13 protein-coding genes are annotated in these 21572 nt (G+C 73.5%); 8 read left to right on the top strand and 5 right to left on the bottom strand.

Annotation, left to right across the window (positions count from 1 at the left end):
* Positions 1–92: 92 nt before the first annotated feature.
* The 4 genes from WME83_RS35345 to WME83_RS35330 form a co-directional block, all read right to left on the bottom strand.
* Entirely contained in the window at positions 93–1622 is a 1530-nt protein-coding gene (locus tag WME83_RS35345) for a hypothetical protein (RefSeq protein ID WP_437314107.1), read from the bottom strand.
* 8 nt (positions 1623–1630) lie between these two features.
* The gene (locus tag WME83_RS35340; RefSeq protein WP_437314106.1) at positions 1631–4285 is read right to left on the bottom strand and encodes a TonB-dependent receptor domain-containing protein; all 2655 of its coding nucleotides are present in this window, start codon (positions 4283–4285) and stop codon (positions 1631–1633) included.
* 259 nt (positions 4286–4544) lie between these two features.
* Positions 4545–6392 (bottom strand): serine/threonine-protein kinase, encoded by a 1848-nt coding sequence (locus WME83_RS35335; RefSeq protein WP_437314105.1) that lies wholly within the window; start codon positions 6390–6392, stop codon positions 4545–4547.
* A gap of 227 nt (positions 6393–6619) precedes the next feature.
* Positions 6620–7774: a hypothetical protein gene (locus WME83_RS35330; protein WP_437314104.1), complete on the bottom strand. Its 1155-nt coding sequence runs from the start codon at positions 7772–7774 to the stop codon at positions 6620–6622.
* A 415-nt stretch (positions 7775–8189) separates the two neighbouring features.
* On the opposite strand from WME83_RS35330, the gene WME83_RS35325 reads away from it, so the two are divergent.
* Genes WME83_RS35325 through WME83_RS35315 form a run of 3 tightly spaced genes read left to right on the top strand, consistent with a single transcriptional unit; the run spans position 8190 to position 12368 of the window.
* On the top strand, positions 8190–9875 hold the full coding sequence (locus tag WME83_RS35325) for an FHA domain-containing serine/threonine-protein kinase (protein ID WP_272826330.1): 1686 nt from the start codon (positions 8190–8192) through the stop codon (positions 9873–9875).
* Positions 9876–9890: 15 nt separating this feature from the next.
* Entirely contained in the window at positions 9891–10529 is a 639-nt protein-coding gene (locus tag WME83_RS35320) for a hypothetical protein (RefSeq protein ID WP_437314103.1), read from the top strand.
* 12 nt (positions 10530–10541) lie between these two features.
* Positions 10542–12368 carry a hypothetical protein gene (locus tag WME83_RS35315; protein WP_437314102.1) on the top strand — a complete coding sequence of 609 codons (1827 nt, stop codon included), beginning with the start codon at positions 10542–10544 and terminating at the stop codon, positions 12366–12368.
* Here the strand turns inward: WME83_RS35315 and WME83_RS35310 are convergent.
* A complete protein-coding gene (locus WME83_RS35310) occupies positions 12325–13374 on the bottom strand; it encodes an FG-GAP repeat domain-containing protein (RefSeq protein ID WP_437314101.1) in 1050 nt (349 codons plus the stop codon). The two genes, WME83_RS35315 and WME83_RS35310, sit on opposite strands and share 44 nt — an antisense overlap.
* Between WME83_RS35310 and WME83_RS35305 the strand changes: the two genes are divergently transcribed.
* From WME83_RS35305 to infB, 5 genes are all read left to right on the top strand, one after another.
* On the top strand, positions 13373–14581 hold the full coding sequence (locus tag WME83_RS35305) for a phosphoglycerate dehydrogenase (protein WP_437314100.1): 1209 nt from the start codon (positions 13373–13375) through the stop codon (positions 14579–14581). The genes WME83_RS35310 and WME83_RS35305 overlap by 2 nt on opposite strands.
* A 299-nt stretch (positions 14582–14880) precedes the next feature.
* On the top strand, positions 14881–15513 hold the full coding sequence (gene rimP, locus WME83_RS35300) for a ribosome maturation factor RimP (RefSeq protein WP_020738783.1): 633 nt from the start codon (positions 14881–14883) through the stop codon (positions 15511–15513).
* A gap of 30 nt (positions 15514–15543) precedes the next feature.
* A complete protein-coding gene (nusA, locus tag WME83_RS35295) occupies positions 15544–17187 on the top strand; it encodes a transcription termination factor NusA (protein ID WP_437314099.1) in 1644 nt (547 codons plus the stop codon).
* 39 nt (positions 17188–17226) lie between these two features.
* Entirely contained in the window at positions 17227–18387 is a 1161-nt protein-coding gene (locus WME83_RS35290; RefSeq protein WP_437314098.1) for a DUF448 domain-containing protein, read from the top strand.
* Positions 18388–18402: 15 nt separating this feature from the next.
* The gene (gene infB / locus WME83_RS35285) at positions 18403–21570 is read left to right on the top strand and encodes a translation initiation factor IF-2 (RefSeq protein WP_437314097.1); all 3168 of its coding nucleotides are present in this window, start codon (positions 18403–18405) and stop codon (positions 21568–21570) included.
* The last annotated feature ends 2 nt before the right edge of the window (positions 21571–21572 follow it).

Raw genomic sequence — 21572 nt, 5'->3', positions numbered from 1 at the left:
GGCGCGCGCGGCGCAACCGGCGCTCTCCGCAGGAAATCGGCGCTTCTTTCGGGGCGGGCGCGACGGCGCGCGGGGCAGGGGGCGCGAGGCGCTCAGGGCAGGCAGAGCGCGGGGGTGGGGTGCTCGGCGCAGTACGCCGGGTCGTCCGGCGGACCGATGCGGAGCGCCATGTCCTGCGACGCGAGGCGCGGCCGCGCGCCGCAGACGTCGGGGGACGGCGCGGCCTCCGACGGCGCGCACACGCCGGCCTCGTTCGGCACGGTCCAGGCCTGGCCGGTGCCGTAGATGAGGTTGAGCGCGTAGCGCCCCTCGGGCAGGCAGCCGTAGACGATCTCGATCGGGCGCCCGAACTGCCGGGCGAGCGCCGCCTCGACCTCGGGCACGTCCTGCGCGGCGATGATGTCGTTGCCTTCCTTGTCCTTCGCGTGGCTGATCACGAGGACGCCGCCCCGCTCCGGCTCGGCCGGGCGCATGCAGAGCGCGGCGGGCCGGACGCCGACGAGCGCGCTGTCCCGCGGCTCGTTGAGCGGCTCCGCGCCGAGCGTGGCCGTGGTCAGCAGGTCGTCGTAGATCGTGAGCCCCTGGAGGAGCACCGCGGGCGCAGCCTGGCTGACCAGCGGGTCGTCGGCGCTCTGCTTCGCGAACACCGCGATCGGGAAGAGCGCCGGGATGAGCGCCGAGTCCGGCACGTGATCGTCGCCGTCGATCGCTCCGTCGCCGTTCACGTCCTGGCGCGCGTACGTGAGGGTCGGCGCGGGCTCGCCGCCCACCGGCAGCGAGATCGGTGGCTTCGCCGCGCTGGCGATCTCCTCGTCGGGCACGCCCGCGGCGAGCCGCAGGCGCAGGAGCGACGCCTCGGTGCCGGCGGGGTTGGCCGGGCTGAACGTCTCCAGCTGGAAGTCCGAGGCCATGACCACCTCGCCCGGGCCCTCCTCGACGCCGTCGGGCGGCTCGAGCACCTCGGCGACGTGGAAGATCGGCCGCTCCAGCGGGAGCGGGAGGCCGAGGGTGACCGCGATGCCGCTGACGCGCGCGCCGGTCGCGGGGATCGGGGCGGCGAGCGCGATCTCGCGGTAGCGCGGGGCGGCGCCGCCGAGCACCTCGGTCGCGTTCTCGATCGCGCCGCCGGCCACGTCGCCCCGGGTCGGCAGGTTGGCGATGCTGAAGAGCGGATCGAAGTCGCCGTCGTGGTCGTAGAAGCCGCGGACCTGGTAGGTGCCGGCGGGCAGCGGCGACAGCCGCCACGTGGCGCTCACGGTCACGGGCGGATCGTCCGGCGCGGGGCAGCGGAGCGCGCCGTCGTTCGTGCGATCGAGCGCGGCGCCCAGGCCGGCGAACAGCTCGTCGCCGGGGATCACGTCGAGGCTCGCGGCCGAGGTGCCGAGCCCCTCCGGCGGCGGCAAGAGGCGCGTGTCGAAGCCGAGCACGATCGCGGCGCCGACGACGCGGCCGTCCCGCGTGCAGGGCCGGGGGCCGGCGTAGGTCACCGTGCCGTCGAGCACCCCGGCGGGGCCGCTCTGGTCCGGCAGCGGGATGAAGACGTCCGCCTCCTCGCACCCCGGGAGGGCCGCGAGGAGCGCGCCGAGCAGGAGGAGACCGGTGCGGGGGCTGGATCCGAGCATGGAGGTGCCTAGAGCGAGTACCGGAAGAATCCCATGAAGCGCCGGCCGATGCGGTTGCCGAACGGGTGCATCTGCAGCGGCGCCTCGCCGAGGCCGTCGAGCGCGTTGAAGACGGTCGCGGAGACCTCGGCGCGGTTGTCGAGGAAGCGGTAGCCGAGGCGCGCGTTGAGCAGCGTGTACGCGGGCAGCGGGTAGACGGTGGTGGCGATGACCGTCCCGGCCGGGACCTGCTCCGCCCAGGCCTGCGCGGACTGGTAGTGGAACGTGACCTCGCCGTCGACGCCGATCGGGGTGCGGACCTGGACGCCGGCGTTCACCTTGTGCCGGCTGGTGCGCTCGTCCTCGGGGGCGTTGCACCCGGCGGGGCGCTGCTGCTCCGACAGGTTGAGCGCGTAGTTGGCGAAGATGTCGAGCCCCTCGACGGGGTAGACGCGGCCGCCGAGCTCGCCGCCGACCACGTGGTAGACGTCGCACTGGTTCTCGAAGCCGCCGAAGCCGGACGTGTAGCGCCCCGTCTCCGGGTTCAGCCCCCCGAACCCCTGGGCGCGCTGCGAGAGCGTCACGCGCTGCGGCTCGGCGAGCACGATGAGATCGCTCACGCGGTTGTAGTACGCGGTGACCTCGAACTCGAAATAGTCGCTCTGCTGGTTCAGGTAGCTCGCCTCGGCGGTGATGATCTGCTCGGGGTCGATGATGACGTCGGACCGGACCGGCGGCCGCGTGGTCGAGAGGAGCTCGAGGCCGGGCAGCGCGAGCTGGATCGGCAGGTCGACGTACGCCTCGAGCGACGTGGGCGAGCGGAACGCGGTCGAGCCGGAGAGGCGGATCGCCTGGCGGGCGGTCGGCTTGACGATGACCGAGCCGCGCGGCGACGGGATGAGCCGCTCCAGGTAGGGCACGTAGTCGAGCCTGCCGGAGGCGACCACCGTCACGCGCTCGCCGAGCTTCATCGAGTCCTGGAGGAACACCGAGCCGTGGTGCTCGATCGGCATGTCGCCGTCGAGGTAGCTCCAGTCGGTCGCCTTGAGCCGGTAGCCGAGGCCGATGTGGAAGTCGTGCGCGACGGCCGCGGGCGCGCGGAGCGTCTTCGCGAACTCGAGCTCGGCGTTCACGATGTGCTGGCGCGGCCGCCCCGCGTACAGGGTGTGCCCGAGGTACGCGGCGTTGAGCAGCGAGGAGCCGTCGAGGTACGAGTAGTACGTCCGCGCGTTGACGTTCTCGCCGCGGTACGCGACCGAGGCGTCGGTGTTGGCGACCTCCAGGTTGTAGTCGTTGAACGGGCCGATGCCGTAGATGTCGAGCTCGCTCCGGGAGTAGCCGGCGCCCACCGCGAGCTCGCGGCGCGGCCCGAGCCGCTGCGAGGCCCGGAGATCGATGCGCACGTTCTGCGCGCCGAGATCCTGGCTCTGGCCGCTCGTCTCGAGGTCGATGCGGTCGCCCGCGACCTCGCGCGTCCACCGCGGATAGCGCGTGTAGCCCGCGGACAGGCGGTACGCGAAGTCGCCTTCCCGCGCGGAGGCCCACACCGAGCCGTAGCCCTGCTGGTGGTCGCCGTAGCCCGCGCGGAACCCGCTCTTCCCGGCGCCGGGCTCGATCGTGATGATGTTGACGATGCCGGCGAACGCGTCGGCGCCGTAGAGCGCCGAGCCCGGGCCGCGCACCACCTCGATGCGCTCGATCTGATCCACGTCGATCGAGAGCGCCTCCCAGAAGGTCGAGCCGAGCACGTCGTTCTTGACCGTGCGCCCGTTCACGAGGACGAGGAGCTTGTTCGCGAGGCGGCTGTTGAAGCCGCGCATCGAGACGTTCTCGTCGCCGCCCGTGATCTGCATGACGTCCATGCCGGCGACGCGCCGGAGCAGCTCCGGGATGCGGGTCATGCCGGAGAGCCGGATGTCCTGGCGGGTGACGATGGTCGTCGAGTTCGGGGAGTCGAGCGGGCTCTGGGCGCCGCGCGACGCGGTGATCACGGTCTCCTGGTAGACGTCCTCGGTGCGCGCGGCGCCGACGATCCCCGCGGCGTCGACGTGCGCCGCCCTCGAGGCCGGCGCGGGCGCCGGGGCCGCGACGGCGCCGGTCGGCGCCGCGGTCCCCGCGGGGGGCTGGCCGGCGGGGGGCTGGGCGGGCGCGTCGCCGGGGGCCGGCTGGACGGGCGCGGGCGGCTGCGGCTCGGGCGCGGGCGGCTGCCGCGGCTCCGGGGCCGCCGCGGCGCGCTGCGCGGCGAGGCGCTGCTCCAGCTGCGCGACGATCCGCGTCACCTGGTCCCGGTCCGCGGGATCGCTCGCGAGGTACTCGCGGTACGCGGCGATCGCCTGCTCGATGTGGCCGGCCTCGGCGTGCGCGCGCGCGATGTTGAAGACGACGTTCGGGTGGGGGAGGATCTCGTTGGCCTTCTGGAGCTGCCGGATGCCCTCGTCGAACTGCTTCTGGGCGATGAGGTCCATGCCTGACCGGAAGTGGAGGCGCGCCTCGGTGCGGGCGTCGGCGAGCGCGCCGCGCGCGGCGGTCGTCGCGCCGAGGGCGACGGCGCAGGCGAGGAGCCGCCGCGCGAGCGCCGCGCCGCTGCGCGGCCGCGCGGGGCGGCGCGGGCGGGCGTCGTGGGTCGGGGCGGGCGCCGGGGCGGCGCCGTTCCGGCCGTGCGAGCAGGAATCGGGAGACGACATGAGTTCGCCCTGTCCTCATCGGGGCCGGGGGCGCGACCGCGACCCTCCGGCGACAAAGGCCGGGCCGCGACGGCGATCCCGGCGAGAGCTCGGGAGCGCGGACGGCGCGGCTCCCCACATCACACCGAACACTTCATCGACGAGGGGAGCGCCCGGCGCGCCCCTCCCGCGAGCGCGAAGCCGCGCTGGTCGTGGCAAGCGGCTCTGGCCGCGGAGGCGCGGCGATTCTACCAGAGCGGCCGGCGCGCGTGCGCGCGCGTCAGTAGGGATTGCTCTTGTACGGCTCGGCCTTCTGGACGTTCGCCCTGGGCTTGCTCGGGGCGCCCGGCGCCGCGATCGGGGCCGGATCGAGCCGCGCGCGCACCCGCTCCTCGGCGCCGGAGACGCGCACGATCGCGGGGCGATAGCCGGCCTTCTCGAACACGAGCTCGTGCTCCGACGCGAGCGCGGCCGCCGTCCCGCGCCAGATGATCTCGCACGGCGTCTCGGCGCAGAGCTCCTTGTTGCCTTCCCGGACCGCCGCCCCGGGCGGCGTGCTCTCGACCTGCAGCGGGCGCGCCGCGGGTGCGCTCGCCGCGGGCGCGCTCGCCGCCGGGGGCGCCTCGGCCGCCGGCGTGCTCCCCGCGCCCTGCTCGCGCGCCGCGGCGCTCGTCCCTGCCGCCGGCGAGCGCGTCGTCATGACGGCGGCGACGCCGACCACGGCGGCGAGGGCCGCGGCGATCGCCCAGGGCACGAGCCGCCTGCCCGGGCTCGCGCCGGGCTGGGTCGACGAGAGCCCGTCGGCGTGCGGCGCCGGGCGCGCCCCCACCGGGTCGGCGCCCATCGCGTCGGTGCCCATCGCGTTGGTGACCGACGGGGCGACGAAGAGGGGCGCCGCCGGCGGCCGCGGCCCGCTGTCGGTGGCGATGGGGGCGGTCAAGGTGACGGGCGAGCTCGTGGGAGGCGACGAGTTCGGCGTGGAGAGGCCGGGGATATCGCTCGTCGTCGAGTACGACGGCGTCGGCGGATACGACGGCGTCGGCGGATACGACGGCGTCGGCGGATACGACGGGCCCGACGGATACGACGGCGACGATGGATACGACGGGGGCCGCGGATACGCCGGGAGCGACGGGTACGAGGGCGCCGACGGGCGGTGGCTCGCCGCGCCGGGCAGCATGGGCGCGGTCTCGCCGGTGTCCCGCGTGGAGATGCCCCCCGCGGCGAACTTGAGCGCGGCCAGGAGCTCGTTCATCGAGGAGAAGCGCTGCGCCGGGTCCTTCTCCAGGCAGCGGTAGACGATCCCCTCCATCGTCTGGGAGATGGAGAGGCTCGGGTTGTGCGCCTGCATGGGCGGGACCGGGTCGTTGACGTGCGACATGAGCGTCCCGACGCTCGCGCCCTTGTCGAAGGGCACCTGGCCCGACAGCATCTCGTACATCATCACGCCGAGCGCGTAGATATCGGTGCGCGCGGACACCCCGCTGCCGGCGATCTGCTCGGGCGCCATGTACTTGGGCGAGCCCATGAACAGGCCCTGTTGCGTCAGGTCCTCGCCGCTCTGGGTGTCCTTGACCAGCCCGAAATCGAGCACCTTCACGTGATCGTGCTCGTCCTCGTGGTCGACGAGCAGCACGTTGCCCGGCTTGAGATCGCGGTGCACGACGCCGAGCCCGTGCGCCTCGCGGAGCGACCGGCAGATCTGGCGGGCGATGTGCGCGGCGCGCGCCTCGGGGAACGGCCCTTCCTCGCGGAGCACGCGGTGGAGGGTCTTCCCCTCGATGTACTCCATCGCGATGTAGTAGATATCGTCGTCGCTCTGGCCGTAGTCGAACACGGTGACCGTGTTCGGGTGCGAGAGCTTCGCCGCGGTCGACGCCTCGAGGAAGAAGCGCCGGTGGAACTCGGGGTCGTGATCGCCCTCGTACTTGGGGCTCAGCACCTTGAGGGCGCAGATGCGGCCGAGCGGCGCCTGCTCGGCCCTGTACACCTTGCCCATGCCGCCGCGCGCGATGACGCTGACGATCGTGAAGCGGCCGTTGATGACACGCCCTAGCAGCGGATCGGGCGCGGCAGCCCTCGATCCCCTCGAGCTGCCGGTTACCTCTGGCTGTCGGCCCTCAGGCATGTCGTGCCTCTCCTCGGGCAGCGTGAGGAGGTGAAGATTGGACACACAGCAGCCGCCTCGAAAGCAGTGTGACTGAGGCGACTCTGAGGTGTCAATCTGCAGTGTCACGATACGCGCAGGAAATGCGCGGAGATTGGTGCGCTGCCGTCCGGACGGCCGGTGAGCCGCGGCGCGGCGGTGACGCGGCCGCGTGCGCGGCGCTGGAGGGGCCGCCCGAGGCGTGCGGCTCAGCGCCGGACGGCGACCGCGAACAGGAACCCGCCGTCCGGCAGGGGGCCGCCGATCCAGAGGCGGTTCGCGTCGTCGGTGACGAGGGAGAGCAGCGTGCCCGCCGTGGCGAGCTCGACGAGCGGGGCCGGGGCGCCTTCGGCGCGCATGCGGCCGCCGTCGTCGCTGGTCGCGACGGCGATCGGCGCGAGCGCCTCGTAGGTCGCGGGGTCGCTCGGCTGAAAGACGACGAGGCCCGGCGCGCCCTGCTCGGGCGCGAGGGCAGCGAGGCTCGTGCCGCTGCCCGGCAGCGAGAAGAGGACGTCGCCCTCCGTGGGCCCGGCGCCCCGCGCGATCGCCTCGGCCGCGAACCCGCGCGCCTCTTGCGTTCCGTCTGCAGACGGGAGCACGGCGATCACGTTGCCGCGGAGATCCGCGGCGACGGGGCCGGAGCTGTCGCCCCACGCCGCGACGGCGTCGGGCGCTGCGCAGCCCGCGTCGCCCTCGGGCAGGAGCCGCGCGTCCTGCCCCGCCGCGCCGCAGCTGTCGGCCGCATAGAGGCCGTTCGCGCCCGCGGCGGGATCGCCGAGCGGCGACAGCCCCGTGTAGAGCAGGCGCCCCTCGACGGCGGCGGCCGCGAAGATGCCGTTCACCTCGTAGCGCTCCGCCACCGCGCGCACCGCGCCGTCGTCGATCAGGATCAGCTCGCCGAGCGTGTCGGGGAACGCGCTGGTCCACGAGATCGCCGTCCAGCCGAAGAAGGGCAGGTCCACGGCCTGTGCGCCGAGGAAGGCGCCGTCGGGGACGCCGGCGTCGATCGTCGTCGACGCCGCGGCGAGCTCCCCGTCCGCTCCCTCGGGCGGCGTGAGCCGCACGATCTCCGCCGCGCCGCCGGCGTCGCTCCGCGCGAACATCGGCCCGCCGTGCCGCCCCCACGTCACCGAGGCGAAGCCGATCTCCTCGTCGGTCGTGTAGACGGCGACCGCGCACCACGCGGGGTCGACCAGCGAGAAGAGCGCGCCGTGGGATCGCGCGTCCAGGCACCCGGCGCCGTCCGCGCCGCCGCCCGACGCCGCGCCGGCGCTCCCGTCCTCGTCGTCGCCGCAGCCCTGCGCGAACGCCGCCGCCGCCGCGCAGAGCGCCGCCGCGGCGAGGCGCGCTCTCCTCTGCTCCATCCAGCCGTCCCAGCGCATCGGTCCTCCGAGGATCCGCGGCGCTGCGGTCACGTGATCGCGTCCGTCCCGGGCTCTGGGCCGGCGGGGGCGCTGCGCCGGATCTCGGCTCCGCCGGCTCGCCGGCCTGGCGCGCCTCGCGGCGCCAGCGCCGGCGCGCGCGGCGGTCCCGCCGGGCTGGCCGAGGCGCGTAAACAAATCGGCGGCCATCGTCAAGAGATCCCGAAGAGATCCCGGCGCCCGGGGCGTCCGGAGGGGCGATCTCGGCACAAACCAGCGGGCCGGCGGCTGCCGCCGCGCTGCGTCCTGTCTGTTCCCTAGAACGACCGTTGCGCTCGACGTTCAGATGGACGACGCTGTGCGCCGCAGCCGGTGTCGGGCACGCTCCGGTTCGCGCTCCTTTCATCCACCGCGGGCCGTGACCAAGACACCCCCTCCTCCCATCACTGCCGGAACGGTCATCAACGATCGTTACGACATCCGTCAGAGCCTCGGTAAGGGCGGCATGGGCGAGGTCTTCCTAGCCTTCGATCGCTCTACGCAGCAGACCGTGGCGCTCAAGGTGGTCCGCGAAGAGTCGCGCATGCCGGGCGACGACGAGGCGCTCCGCCAGGAGCTGCTCCTCGCGCGCTCGGTCGGCCACCCGAACGTCTGCCGCGTGCACGACCTCGCGCCGAGCCCGTGGGGCCCCATCCTCGTGATGGAGCAGATCCCCGGGCAGACGCTCCACACGCACATCCGCAAGCGCAAGGCTCAGGGCGGCTACACGGCCGACGAGTTCCGCAAGATCGCGAGCGAGGTGTGCAACGGGCTCGCGGCGATCCACGCGCAGGGCCTCGTGCACGGCGACCTGAAGCCCGGCAACGTGATGGTCTCCGAGGGCCGCGCGGTGATCCTCGACTTCGGCTTCGCGCAGGAGCGCGCGCGCGCCTCGGCGCGCCGCCCCGGCGCGCCGCCCGACGGCGGCACGCCGAACTACATGTCTCCCGAGCGGCTGCGCAACGGCGGCGCGAGCCCCGAGGACGACGTGTACGCGATGGCCCTGACGCTCTGGGAGATGTGGACCTGCCGCGTCCCCGAGCCCGGCTACAAGCCGCGGCTCAAGACGATGAAGCAGCAGATCATGTTCGACGTCCCCGCGGGCCTGTCGATCGACGAGGTGCGGCAGATCTTCCGCGGCCTCAACGAGGACCCGTCGATGCGGCCGCAGGCGCGGCACATGCGCTTCTTCAACCCGTCGCAGCTCACGACGAGCCCGATCCAGCTGCCGCGCGAGCGCCTCGATCCGGGCCCGCCGCCGGGCGGCGCGCTGAAGCTGAACTTCACGCCGGGCGCGCAGTCGCTGCTCGTGACGTACGCGACGAACGCGCCGGAGATCGTCGGCACGCTGCTCCCGCTGCACGACACGAAGCTCGCGCTCGGCCGGCGCAGCGATCAGAGCCTGTGCGTGCCCGAGGCGACCGTGTCTGGGGCGCACGCGATCCTGAAGTGGCAGACGGGCTCGTGGCTCATCGAGGATCAGGGCAGCACGAACGGCACCTACGCGGACTTCAACTACGAGCGCAAGTCGCAGGTCTCGCTGCTGCACGGCGGCGAGGTGCAGGTCGGCGAGTGCCGGATGAAGCTCGTGACGTTCGGCCCGGACTCGCCGCAGCACCGGCGCGCGAAGCAGTACCTCGCGAAGCGCGACGGCCTCACCGGCCTGCTCGTGCGCGAGCACCTGATGAAGGCGATCGACGAGGACGGCCTGTTCGCCGACTGGGCCGAGGTGCCGATGCAGGTCGCGCGCTACGAGCTGCGCGGGCCGAACCGCCAGGTCAGCGAGCGCCCGACCATCCTGGAGATGCTCGCCCTCCGGAAGGCGGCGCAGCGGGTGATCGATCTGACCGAGATGCTGCTGCTCAGCCTCACGCCCGCCGTGGCGGGGCGGACGGGTCCGCTCAAGTTCGTGGTCTCGATCGTGGGTCCGAGCATCGACGAGGCGCGCCACGTGGTCGAGCAGGTGGTCGCGCAGGTTCAGGGGATGCTCCCCGAGACGCTCGAGCTCGGCGCGACGCTGGTGAAGGGCGAGCCCGGGCGCCCTGCGCGGACGCTCATCGATTGAACCTGAACGCGTCCGATGAACAGCCGGCCTCCGTTCCCGTCCAGCCCGCCGTCTCAGCCCTCGCCGTACCGTTACCTCGGTCGCGGCGGCAGCGAGCGCCCCGTGCGGCTCCAGATCATCATCGCGCTCGTCGCGGGGCTCATCGTCGTGGCGGTGCCGCTCTACCTCTGGCGCCGCCCGAAGCCTGAGTCGATCCCGTCCGCGGACGCGGCGACGGCCGACGCCGGCGCCTACGCCTGGGACGCGGGCGCGCTCGCCGACGCCGGCGCCGCGGTGGAGGAGGGCGTCACGCTCTCGCCGTTTACCACGATCAAGTGCGAGAACCCCGGCCCGGGCACCACGCCGCCCGAGCGCTGCGACCACGTCACCTTCTTCGAGGACGCGCTCGCGCGCGCGATCCGCGACAACGTGCAGTGCGCCCCGTCCGGCAAGGCGAGCATCACGGTGAGCTACGTCCTCGAGATGGACTTCCGCCGCAAGCGCACGAACCTCTACGCGGGCAAGTCGACGACGGTGAGCCGCGCGAAGACGAAGGAGCTGCTCCGCTGCGTGAAGCGCGCGATGCCGACGCCCGACTGGGGGACGATCCCGCACCAGTACGTGAAGTACAAGATCAACGTCATGGCGACGTACCCTGCCAACGAGTCCTTCTGAGGGGAGCGGCTCGTGCGGCGCGCATCGATCGTGCTGATGCGCTGCGCGCCCGCGCTCCTCGGCGCGCTCCTCGCGACCGCGGCGCACGCGCAGCAGACCGCGCCGGCCGCTGACGCCGCGCCTCGGCAGCTCGAGGGCTACTCGAGCTACGAGCGCGCCACGATCGAGCGCACCCTGGCGCGGCTCGGCGCGACGCTCGATCCCGCGCCCGAGGGCAAGATCGTCGAGGGCGTCGACGTGGTCCCGTACGAGGTGATCGAGGACCGCGATCCCGCTCCGTCCTTCCTGAACTGGTTCCACGTGCTCTCGCGGCCGCACGTCATCCGGCGCGAGGTGCTGCTCGCCGTCGGGCGCCCCTACGAGCAGGCGCTCGCCGACGAGTCCGCGCGCAACCTGCGCGGCCTGAGCCAGGTGTCGCTCGTCCTCATCTTCGCCGTGCGGGGCAGCGCGCCGGGGCGGGTGCGGGTCGCGGTCGCCACCAAGGACGTCTGGAGCCTGCGCCTCAACTCGAACTACCGCTTCGCCGGGGGGAAGCTCGAGTACCTCTTCCTGCAGCCCGCCGAGACGAACCTGTTCGGCATCCACCACGCCGTCGCGGCGCAGCTCACGCTCGATCCCGGCGCGCTCTCGCTCGGCGTCGCCTACGCGATGCCGCGCATCGGGGGCAGCCACGTGCGGCTGCGGACCGAGCTGAACGCGATCGTCGCGCGGGAGACCGGCGCGCTCGAGGGCTCGAGCGGCGCGTTCGTGTACGGGCAGCCGCTCTACGCGACCGAGGCCGAGTGGGCCTGGGACGCCGAGATCTCCTGGCGCGACGAGGTGACGCGCCGCTTCATCGGGACGAGGCTCGCCACCTTCGACGCGGCGGCCACGCCGGACGACGATGACGTCCCGTACCGCTACCGCAGCGACATCCTGGTGGGCGGCTACGCCGTCACGCGCAGCTTCGGCGGCCGCGGCGCGCCCGGCGGCGCCGGCTCCACCGTGAAGCACGACTTCTCGGTGGGCATCGAGGCGAGCCGCAGGGTCTACCGCCTCGACGCGCCCGCGGGCATCGCGCCGGCCGCGATCGCCGAGTTCGAGGCGAGCGAGATGCCGGTGAGCGACACCCGTATCGCGCCCACGTTCAAGTACTCCACGTACTCGACCCGCTTCTCGCGCGTGCTCGACTTCAACACGCTCGCGCTGCAGGAGGATTACCGGCTCGGGCACGAGCTCTCGATCCTGATCTACCCGGTCACGACCGCGCTCAACTCCACCCGGAGCTTCCTCGGCGTCTCCGCCGCGGCCGCGTACACCGTCGCGCTCGGCGACGGCCTCGCGCGCGCGGTGGTCAAGACGATCACCGAGTTCGACCGCTCCCAGATCTTCGACGCCTCGTTCGAGGCGCGCGCGCGCGTGCACACGCCGAGCTTCGGCCTCGGGCGGCTCGTGTTCGACGTGCGGCTGCTCGACCGCTACCGGAACTACCTCAACCGGAGGTCGCAGCTCGGCGGCGACACGCGCCTCCGCGGGTACCCGACGGCGGCGTTCATCGGCGAGGACGTGCTCTCCGCGAACCTGGAGCTCCGCGCGCGCCCGGTCGAGATCTGGTCGTGCCAGATCGCGGGCGCCGCCTTCTTCGACGCCGGCGACGCGTTCGACGGCTACGGCGAGCTGCGCCTCAAGCAGTCGGCGGGCTTCGGGCTCCGGGTCCTCTTCCCGCAGATCAACCGCGTCGTCATGCGCGCCGACTGGGGCTTCCCGCTCACGCGCGGCTACCGGGAGCCCGACGCGCTCCCGGGCGACATCCTCGTCACCTTCGGTCAGGCGTTTCCGATGCTCCCTGCGGACGAGTAGGCGCGCCGCGCGGCCCCTCCCGCGCCGGCGCGCCCCCCGGGGCCGCCGGCGCAGCGCCCGCCACCTGTGCGCGGTGGGCCGCGAACGCCTCCCGGAGCGCGGGCGGCACCGGCTCCCGGTCGAGCGCCGCGAGCGCCTCGGCCGCCGGCCTGCCCGCGAGCAGCGCGTGCCAGGCCCGCTCGAGCGCGCCCCTCAGCCGCGCGGCGTCGTCCTTCGCCGGCTCCTTCGGCTTGCCCTGGCCGTCCGCGCCCGGGCCCCCCGCGCGCGCCGCGTGGAACGCCCGCGCCGCGCCGCCGCGGTGCGTGTAGCGGCCGCCCTCGAAGCCCGCGACGTCGAGGAGATCCGGCGCGATGGGATCCCCGTCGGCCACGGGGATCCGGCCGGCGAGCTCCAGCGTGCCGTCGTGGTCGACGTCGAGCGCGAACCGCGGCGGCGCCGCGAGCTCGACGGCGTACCTGGCCGTGCCGAACGGCTGCACGGCCCAGATCTCCAGCGCGCCCGCCTCGTTCCTGAGCACCACGTCCGGCGCGTCGTCGCCGTTGAGATCGGTCCCGGAGCGGAACGCCCCGAGCTGCTCGGTCGCGTCCGGCTCCGAGCCCGGGAGGAGCGACGGTATCAGCTGGGTCGCCTGGCTGCGGTCCGCGCGCCCGCTGTCGAGCGGCCCCGCGGCCATGACCACGCCGCGCGGGGTCGCCACGCGGACCGCCGAGGTGCGGCGCCCGATCGCGTCGGTCCCGCCGTAGCCGCGCAGCACCACCTCGCCCCCCCGGCGCGGGAGCGCGCCGCGGAGCTCGACCTCGAGCGTCAGCCCGAGCTCGGCGGCCTCCACGTCGATGGCGCGCAGCTGGGCGTCGAGGTCGGGGGGCGCGACGTACGCCGCGAGGTGCGGCCTGCGAGCGGCGCCCCAGGGAGAAACCTGATGATCGCTCGCGCAGGCGGCAACGCAGGCGGCGAACAGAACGCACGTCGTCAGCGAGAGCTTTTCTGTTACCGTTCCCTTCCGCATGCGCCTGCTAGTCGCCGACAAGATGGACCTCTCGGCTCTGGAAGAGCTCAAGGTGCTCGGGATCCAGATCGAGTCCCGGCCGGAGCTCACCAGGGACACCCTGCCGGCGGCCCTGGACGGGGTCGGCATTCTGGTCGTTCGCTCGACGGAGGTCACGGCGAAGGCGATCGAGGCCGGGCGGCAGCTCAACCTGATCGTGCGGGCCGGGGTCGGCGTGGGGACGATCGACGTGGCGGCGGCGAGCGCGCGCGGCATCTACGTGGCGAACTGTCCCGGCAAGAACGCGACCGCCGTGGCGGAGCTGACGATGGCGTTCATCCTCGCGCTCGATCGCCGCCTGGTCGACGCGACGTCCGAGCTCCGGGCCGGCCGCTGGGAGAAGACGAAGTACTCGGCGGCCCGCGGCCTGTTCGGCCGGCGGATCGGGATCGCGGGGCTCGGCGCGATCGGCCGCGAGGTGCTGCTGCGCGCCCGCGCCTTCGGCCTCGAGCCGCACGCCTGGTCGCGCTCGCTGACGCCGGGCCGCGCCGCCAAGCTCGACGTCAGCTACGCCCGGACGCTGGAGGAGCTGGCCGCCCGCTCGGACATCTTCACGATCCACCTGACGGCCACCCCGCAGACGCGCGGCATCGTCGGCCGGAGCGTGCTCGAGGCGCTCCCCGACGGCGCCATCGTCGTGAACGCCGCGCGCCCCGAGGTCCTGGACTACGCCGCGCTGGAGGAGCTCATCCCGCGCAAGGGGCTGCGGGTCGGCCTCGACGTCTTCGCCAGCGAGCCCGACAAGGGCTCGGCGCCGTTCGAGTCGCACCTCCTCGGGCGGGGGCTCGTCTACGGGACCCCGCACGTCGGCGCGCAGACCGAGCAGGCCCAGCGCGCGGTCGCCCTCGAGACGGCCCGGATCATCCGCGCCTTCTTGACGGAGGCGGACCTGCCCAACGTGGTCAACATCTGCGCGACCTCGCCCGCGCGCTACGCGGTCGTCGTCCGGATGCTGGACAAGGTCGGCGTGCTCGCGAACACGCTCAGCGTCATGAAACGGCACGGGATCAACATCGAGGAGATCTCGAATACGGTCTTCGAGGGGGCCACTGCCACGTGCACGAAGATGCGGGTCACCGGGCGGCCGAGCGAAGCCTGCCTGAAGGAGATCGCGGCGTTCGAGGAGGTCCTGCACGTGGATATCGTCGCGCTGCCGAATCTGGCGTAAGGCGGCCCGCCTCCCGGCGGTGACGCGGCGCGGCCCGACGGCGGGGGACGCGGGGAGACGAACCGGCGGGGAGATCCCCGGCGAATGCAGGCGCGGTTTGCCCGTATCCCCCCTTGCATGAAGGCCCGCATTCGACTAGGTTGTCCGCCGACAACTAGGCGGATCCGCGAGCCGGATTCCCAGTTCGGGAATCGGCTCTTTTTTTTTGGCGCAGGGGCGCCGGGCACCGTCGCTCGGGGCTCATGGCGCCGGAAGGTCCCGGATCCGCCGAGGGTGACGTCTCTCACATGCCGCAACCGATGGAGCCTACGACCAGAGCCGCGTTCGATCTCGGCCGCGTTCGCGACGCGGTCGCGCCGGTGCTCGCCTCGCACGGGGTGACGCTCGTCGACTTGGAGTGGACCACCGAACGGGCGGGCTGGACGCTGCGGATCACGATCGAGCGCGAGGGGTCGGCCGACGCGGGCGGCGGCGTCACGCTGGAGGACTGCGCGGACGTGTCGCGCGACGTCTCCTCGGTCCTCGACGTCGAGGACCTCATCCCCAACCATTACAACCTCGAGGTCAGCTCTCCTGGCCTCGACCGGCGGCTGCGGACGCCGGCCGAGTTCGTCCGTTTCCTCGGCAAGACGGCCAAGGTGAAGCTGTCGCGGCCCGCGCCGGACGGCCAGCGGCTGCTCCGGGGCGAGCTCCTTCAGGCGCCGGAGGGGCAGGTCGCGGTCCTGGTCGACGGCAAGCGGATCGAGGTGCCGTTTTCGGATGTCGTGGAGGCGCGCCTCGTCTTCGAGCTCACGACGCAGCCCAAGCCCAAGAAGGGGCAGCGGCAGGGCAAGGAGACCGCTAAGGAGTCGGGGCAGGCCAGGCGGTCCGCGGAGGCGGCTCCGGGATCGGCCTCCGGGCGGAGCGAGCGCGGCTCCGAGAAGCGCAAGTAGAGAGAAGAAAGATCAGGAGACAGGGACGTCATGGCAACGATGGCAGCGATGCCGACCTCGGAGACGAGCCTCGGCAGCATCCTCGATCAGGTCGCGAAGGAGAAGGGGATCGACAAGAAGATCCTTGTCGAGACGATCGAGGCCGCGATCTTGAAGGCCGCGCAGAGCGTCTTCGGCCCGACCCGCGAGCTCGAGGCGCGCTTCAACGAGGACACCGGGCAGATCGATCTCTTCCAGTACATGACCGTGGTCGAGGCCGTGACCGAGCCGGAGCGCGAGATCTCCATCAACGACGTCGACAAGCTCAAGCTGGACGCGACCCTGGGCGAGGAGCTCGGCTTCCAGGTCTTCTGGCGCCCTGAGGACGCGGAGAAGGCGCGCGATCAGGACAAGGAGTACGGCGACATCCTGAAGCTCAAGCACGGCCGCACGACCTTCGGGCGCATCGCCGCGCAGACGGCGAAGCAGGTCCTGCTCCAGCGCGTGCGCGACGCCGAGCGCGATCTCATCTTCAACGAGTACAAGGATCGCAAGGGGGAGCTCATCCGCGGCATCGTGCGGCGGTTCGAGAAGGGCAACAACATCATCGTCGACATCGGCCGCACCGAGGGGGTGCTCACGTTCCGCGAGCAGACGCCGCGCGAGACGTACCGGCCGGGTGACCGCATCGTCGCGTACGTGAAGGACATCGATCGCGAGGCGCGCGGGCCGCAGGTCATCCTCTCCCGCTCCGATCCCCGGCTCGTCGAGAAGCTCTTCGAGGCCGAGGTCCCCGAGATCTACGAGGGCATCGTGCGGATCGTGTCGGTCGCCCGCGAGCCGGGCGCCCGCTCCAAGATCGCGGTGACGAGCCGCGACGCGGACGTCGACCCGGTGGGCGCGTGCGTGGGCATGAAGGGCTCGCGCGTGCAGGCCGTGGTCCAGGAGCTCCGCGGCGAGAAGATCGACATCGTGCCGTTCGACCGGGATCCGGCGCGCTATGTCATCGCCGCGATCCAGCCGGCCGAGGTGCACAAGGTGATCGTCGACGAGGCCGACGGGCGCATGGAGCTCGTGGTCCCGGACGAGAAGCTGTCGCTCGCGATCGGGCGCAAGGGCCAGAACGTGCGGCTCGCCGCGCAGCTGACCAACTGGAAGCTCGACATCATCAGCGAGACCAAGTTCAAGCAGATGGAGGAGGAGGCGATCTCCGCCCTCCAGCAGATCGACGGCGTGACCGAGCAGATCGCCAAGTCCATGTACCGCCTCGGCTTCCGGGCGCTGGAGGAGGTGAGCGAGGCGTCGGTCGAGGAGCTCGCCGCGATCCCGGGCCTCGGCGGCGCCGAGGCCGCGGAGCGCATCAAGTCGCAGGCGGACACCACGATGGAGCGGCTGCGGCAGGAGCGCATCCGCTCCGCGAGCTCGCGCACCGAGCCGCTCACCGACCGCGAGCGGCTGATGTTCATCCGCGGCGTCGGCGAGCGGACGGTGGTGCTGCTGGAGGAGGCCGGGTACCGCAGCGTGGAGGACCTGCTGCGGGAGGACGAGGATCGGCTGGCGATCCGCACGGGCCTCGGCATCAAGAAGGCGCGCGCCATCAAGCAGGGCGCGCGGGACTTCGTCGAGAGCGAGCAGAAGGTGCTCGATGCAGCGCGGGCGGACATCCGTCGTGCGGCGGAGGCGAGGCACGCGTAAGAAGTGGGGCAGCGCAGAGGGCCAAGGATGGAATCAGCGGTGAGCAGACAGAGCGACGCGGGTGAGCGCGAGCCCTTCGAGAAGGGGCGGGTGCGCACGTGCGTCGGTTGCGGGGAGCGCGTCGGCGTCGAGGACGCCCGCGGCGCCCGTCCGCTCGTCCGGCTCATCCTCGGCCCCGGCGGCGTGATCGCGGTCGATCCGGGCGACGGCGGGTTCGGGCGGGGCGCGCACGTGCATCCGCAGCGGGACTGCCTGGCGGCCGCGGTCGCCCGGGGTCTCGCCCGCGCCGCGAAGGGGCGGGTCCACGCGATCATGGGGACCGCCGGCCTGGGCGGCACGGGCGGCCCAGGCGAGGATCGCGCCGGCGAGCCGGCCGCCCCCGGGCCGGAGCCGCTCACGACCGTCTCGCTGGCGCGGGCGATCCGGGAGGCGACGGAGCGGCGGCTCCAGGGGCTCATCCGCGCGGCCGTCCGCTCCCAGGGCGTGGCGGTCGGCGCCGATGCGGTCGTGGGGTCGTGCCAGCGGGGCGAGGCCGCGCTCGTGCTTGTCGCGTGCGACGCGGCGGCGGGCGCGGATCTGCCGGAGGTGCGGCGGGCGATCGCAGACGGGCGCGCCGTCGCATGGGGCAGCAAGCAGGTGCTCGGCTCCCTGGCGGGCGGCCCGCGCGAGCGCGGCGTGGCGGTGATGGCGATCTCTTCGCCCTCGATCGCCGCCGCCGTCGCGCACGCAGCGCACGTCGTGGACACCTGCGCCCGCATCGAGCGGGGCGAGGGCGCCGCGGAGGGCGGGCGCGGCGGCTCCGGTCGAAAGGGGCGGCCTTCGCGCAACGCGGCTGCCCGATCCGAGGAGGGCGGGAGCCCCGAGCCGCAGAAGGCCGCGCCCGGCCCTGCCGGCCCGGCGCCCCGCCGTGGGCGGGGGAGGGCGGGGGTGGACGTCGAGCACCCCAGGCCTTCCGCTCGGCCGGCGTCCGAGGGGGGCGGGGGACAACCTGGCCGCCCGGCGGGCGAGCTTGCTGGCCGCGAGGCGCGGTTGGCGTCAGAGAGTGGGTCCGGTCGGCTTCTTGCAACTGCGCCGGGGACCGGGGAAGGCGGCGCGGTCGGGGGCAGGGCGGCGATGTCCGGTTCTACCGGACGCGCCTCGACGGTGGACAGAGTGGCCGCAAATCGTCGCCCGCGCGGATGGGTGAGGCGGATTGGTTAACGTGGAGCGAGGTGCATGAGCAAAGTCCGGGTCTACGAGGTCGCCAAGCAGCTGAACATGGACCAGAAGACGCTGGTCGCGCTCTTCCAGTCCATGGGTATAGGCGACGTGCGCAATCACATGAGCGCCGTCGAGTCCGACGTCGTCGAGCGGGTTAAGCGGCACCTCGAGCGGCAGAAGTCGCCTGAGGTGGTGGAGGAGCGGATCCGTCCGACCGTCGTGAAGCGCCGCGCCCGGCCCGGGGCTGAGCCCGAGCCGTCCTCGCCGGGCCGCGGGCCCGAGCCGGCGGAGGCGCCCGTGCGCGCCGCTCCGGAGCCGGCGCCCTCTCGGCCTGTGGCTGCGTCCGCTCCAGCTTCCCCGCCGCCCGAGCGCGCTGCCCAGGAAGAAGCGCCGGTCCATCGCCCCGCTCCGCCGCCCGCCGCTCCCGTCGCAGCGCCCCCGGCGCCGGCTCCCGAGCCGGTGGTCGCCGCGACCCCGCGCGAGCCTGCGCCCGCGCCCGCGCCCAGCGCGCCTGCCCCGGCAGCGCCGCCCGTTGCGGCTGCGCCCCCCGCGCCGGCAGCGCCGCCGCCCCCGGCGGCTCCCGCTCCCGCAGCACCCGCGCCTGCCGCGGCGTCCGCGCCCGCGCCCGCGGAGGAGACGAAGGTGACCTCGCCCGAGCCGAAGCCCGCTCCGCCCGCCGCCGCAGCGGCGCCGTCCGCCGCCGCTGCGCCGGCGCCCGCCGCCGCCACGCCCGCGCCCACCGCGGCGCCCGCGCCCGCGCCCGCCGCGGCTGCTCCCGCGGCGCCTGCGCCGGCTCCGGCGCAAGCGGCCGCTCCCGCGGCGCCCGCCGCGCCCGCGCCTGCCCCGGCGCAGGCGGCTGCGCCCGCGCCCGCCCCGGCGAAGCCCGCGGCTGCTGCGGCGCCCGCGCCTGCTCAGGGCCGGCCGCAGGCTGCGCCCTCGACGCCGGCGTCCGCTCCGGCGCAGGGGGCCTCTCGGCCGACGCAGCCGCCCCCCGCGGGGCAGCGGCCGGGCGCTCCGGCGCAGCCCGCGGGCCCGGCGTCCGCAGCCCGCCCCGGCGCGCGGCCGACGCAGCCGCCGGCGTCCGCGCCCGCGGCCAAGCCGGAGGATGCGGCGCCCGCGAACCAGGCGCCGCGCCGCCCGTCTTCGCCGCCGAAGACCGGCATCGAGGTGTGGCAGGGGCGCCCCGGCGTCACGATGCCCGCCGCCCGCACCGGCACGCCGCCGGCGCGGCGCACGACCTACGATCCGCGCGCCAACGCCCAGCAGGCGCGCCCCGGCGGCCCGAGCTTCGGTCCGGGCGGCCGGTCCATGCCCGGCGGCCGGAACGCTCGCCCGGGGACCTTCGGGCGGCAGCGCCCGGGGGGCGGCGCGCTGCCGCGCAAGCCGGTCCAGGTCTCCACGCAGGAGATGGCCTCGCACAAGAAGGTCATCAAGATCGAGGAGCAGGTCACCCTCCAGCAGCTCGCCGCGAAGATGAGCCTGAAGGCCACCGACGTGCTCATGCGGCTCCTGTCGATGGGCATGACGGGCGTGAACATCAACAGCACGCTCGACGCCGACACCGCGAAGATCCTCGCGAGCGAGTTCGGCTGGAGCGTCGAGGACGTGGCCGTCAGCGAGCAGGACACGCTGACCGCGGCCATGCAGGCCGGGGTCGACGCCGACGAGGACGTCGAGATGCGTCCGCCCATCGTCACCGTCATGGGCCACGTCGACCACGGCAAGACGTCGCTGCTCGACCGGATCCGGAAGGCCACCGTCGCCGAGGGCGAGGCGGGCGGGATCACCCAGCACATCGGCGCTTACCGCGTCGAGACGCAGCGGGGCACGATCGCCTTCCTCGACACGCCGGGCCACGAGGCGTTCACGGCGATGCGCGCCCGCGGCGCGTCGCTGACCGACATCGTCATCTTGGTGGTCGCCGCCGACGACGGCGTGATGCCCCAGACCAAGGAGGCGATCTCGCACGCCCAGGCCGCGAAGGTGCCGATCATCGTCGCGGTCAACAAGATCGACAAGCCGGGCGCCGACGCGGACAAGATCAAGCGCGACCTCGCGGCGCTCGGGCTGCAGCCCGAGGAGTGGGGCGGCGAGACGATGTTCTGCAGCGTGTCGGCGAAGATGGGGCAGGGCATCGACCAGCTCCTCGAGTCGGTCCTGCTCCTCGCCGAGGTCCAGGACCTCCGCGCCAACCCGAAGAAGCGCGCCAGCGGCACCGTCATCGAGGCGCTGCTCGATCGCGGCCGCGGCCCGGTCGCGCGCGTCATGGTCCAGGACGGCACGCTCCGCACGGGCGACATCCTCCTGGCCGGCGGCGCGTGGGGCAAGGTCCGGGCGATGACCGACGAGCTCGGGCGCTCCGTCGCCGAGGCCGGCCCCGCGACGCCCGTCGAGGTCCTCGGCCTCAACGAGGTGCCGAGCGCGGGCGATCCCGTCCACGCCGTCAAGGACGGGAAGACCGCGGAGGAGATCGCCGAGACCCGCCGCAAGAAGGCGTCGAAGACGCTGATCCCGCAGGACTCGCGCGTCTCGCTCGAGTCGATCACGAAGAACCTGCAGGAGGCCGATCAGCTCGAGCTCAAGCTGATCATCAAGGGCGACGTGCAGGGCTCGGTCGAGGCGATCACCCACGCGCTGGCGAAGCTCTCGACCGAGAAGGTGAAGGTCACCATCGTGAACGGCGCCGTCGGCGGCATCACGGAGGGCGACGTCAACCTGGCGGTCGCGTCGAAGGCGATCATCGTCGGCTTCAACGTCCGGCCTGCCGGCAAGGCCGGCGCGCTGGCCGAGAACGAGGGCGTCGAGATCCGGCTCTACAACATCATCTACAACGCCGTCGACGACATCCGGAGCGCGATGGAGGGCCTCCTCCCCGCGACGAAGGTGGAGAAGGTCCTCGGCCGCGCCGAGGTCCGCCAGGTCTTCAAGATCACGAAGGCGGGCATCGTCGCCGGCTCGATGGTGATCAGCGGCTCGGTGAAGCGCACCGGCGAGGCGCGCCTGATCCGGGACAACGTCGTCGTCTGGACGGGGCGCCTCTCGGGGCTGCGCCGCTTCAAGGACGACGTGAAAGAGGTGGTCGAGGGGTTCGAGTGCGGTATCTCGCTCGATGGCTACTCGGACATCAAGGAGAAGGACATCGTCGAGAGCTTCGAGATCGAAGAGGTCAAGACGAAGCTCTGAGC

The organism is Sorangium sp. So ce385, from assembly GCF_051474135.1.
Taxonomy (GTDB): domain Bacteria; phylum Myxococcota_A; class Polyangia; order Polyangiales; family Polyangiaceae; genus Sorangium; species Sorangium cellulosum_D.
Note: the sequence above shows the minus strand (reverse complement) of the source record. Positions and strands in the feature narration are given on the sequence as shown.

What these genes read in the sequence shown, in the direction of transcription:
- nusA (WP_437314099.1), top strand. Translation starts at nt 15,544, where the DNA reads ATGGCAACGATGGCAGCGATGCCGACCTCGGAGACGAGCCTCGGCAGC.
- WME83_RS35310 (WP_437314101.1), bottom strand. Translation starts at nt 13,374, where the DNA reads ATGCGGAAGGGAACGGTAACAGAAAAGCTCTCGCTGACGACGTGCGTT.
- WME83_RS35330 (WP_437314104.1), bottom strand. Translation starts at nt 7,774, where the DNA reads ATGGAGCAGAGGAGAGCGCGCCTCGCCGCGGCGGCGCTCTGCGCGGCG.
- WME83_RS35345 (WP_437314107.1), bottom strand. Translation starts at nt 1,622, where the DNA reads ATGCTCGGATCCAGCCCCCGCACCGGTCTCCTCCTGCTCGGCGCGCTC.
- WME83_RS35340 (WP_437314106.1), bottom strand. Translation starts at nt 4,285, where the DNA reads ATGTCGTCTCCCGATTCCTGCTCGCACGGCCGGAACGGCGCCGCCCCG.
- WME83_RS35335 (WP_437314105.1), bottom strand. Translation starts at nt 6,392, where the DNA reads ATGCCTGAGGGCCGACAGCCAGAGGTAACCGGCAGCTCGAGGGGATCG.
- WME83_RS35305 (WP_437314100.1), top strand. Translation starts at nt 13,373, where the DNA reads ATGCGCCTGCTAGTCGCCGACAAGATGGACCTCTCGGCTCTGGAAGAG.
- infB (WP_437314097.1), top strand. Translation starts at nt 18,403, where the DNA reads ATGAGCAAAGTCCGGGTCTACGAGGTCGCCAAGCAGCTGAACATGGAC.
- WME83_RS35320 (WP_437314103.1), top strand. Translation starts at nt 9,891, where the DNA reads ATGAACAGCCGGCCTCCGTTCCCGTCCAGCCCGCCGTCTCAGCCCTCG.
- rimP (WP_020738783.1), top strand. Translation starts at nt 14,881, where the DNA reads ATGGAGCCTACGACCAGAGCCGCGTTCGATCTCGGCCGCGTTCGCGAC.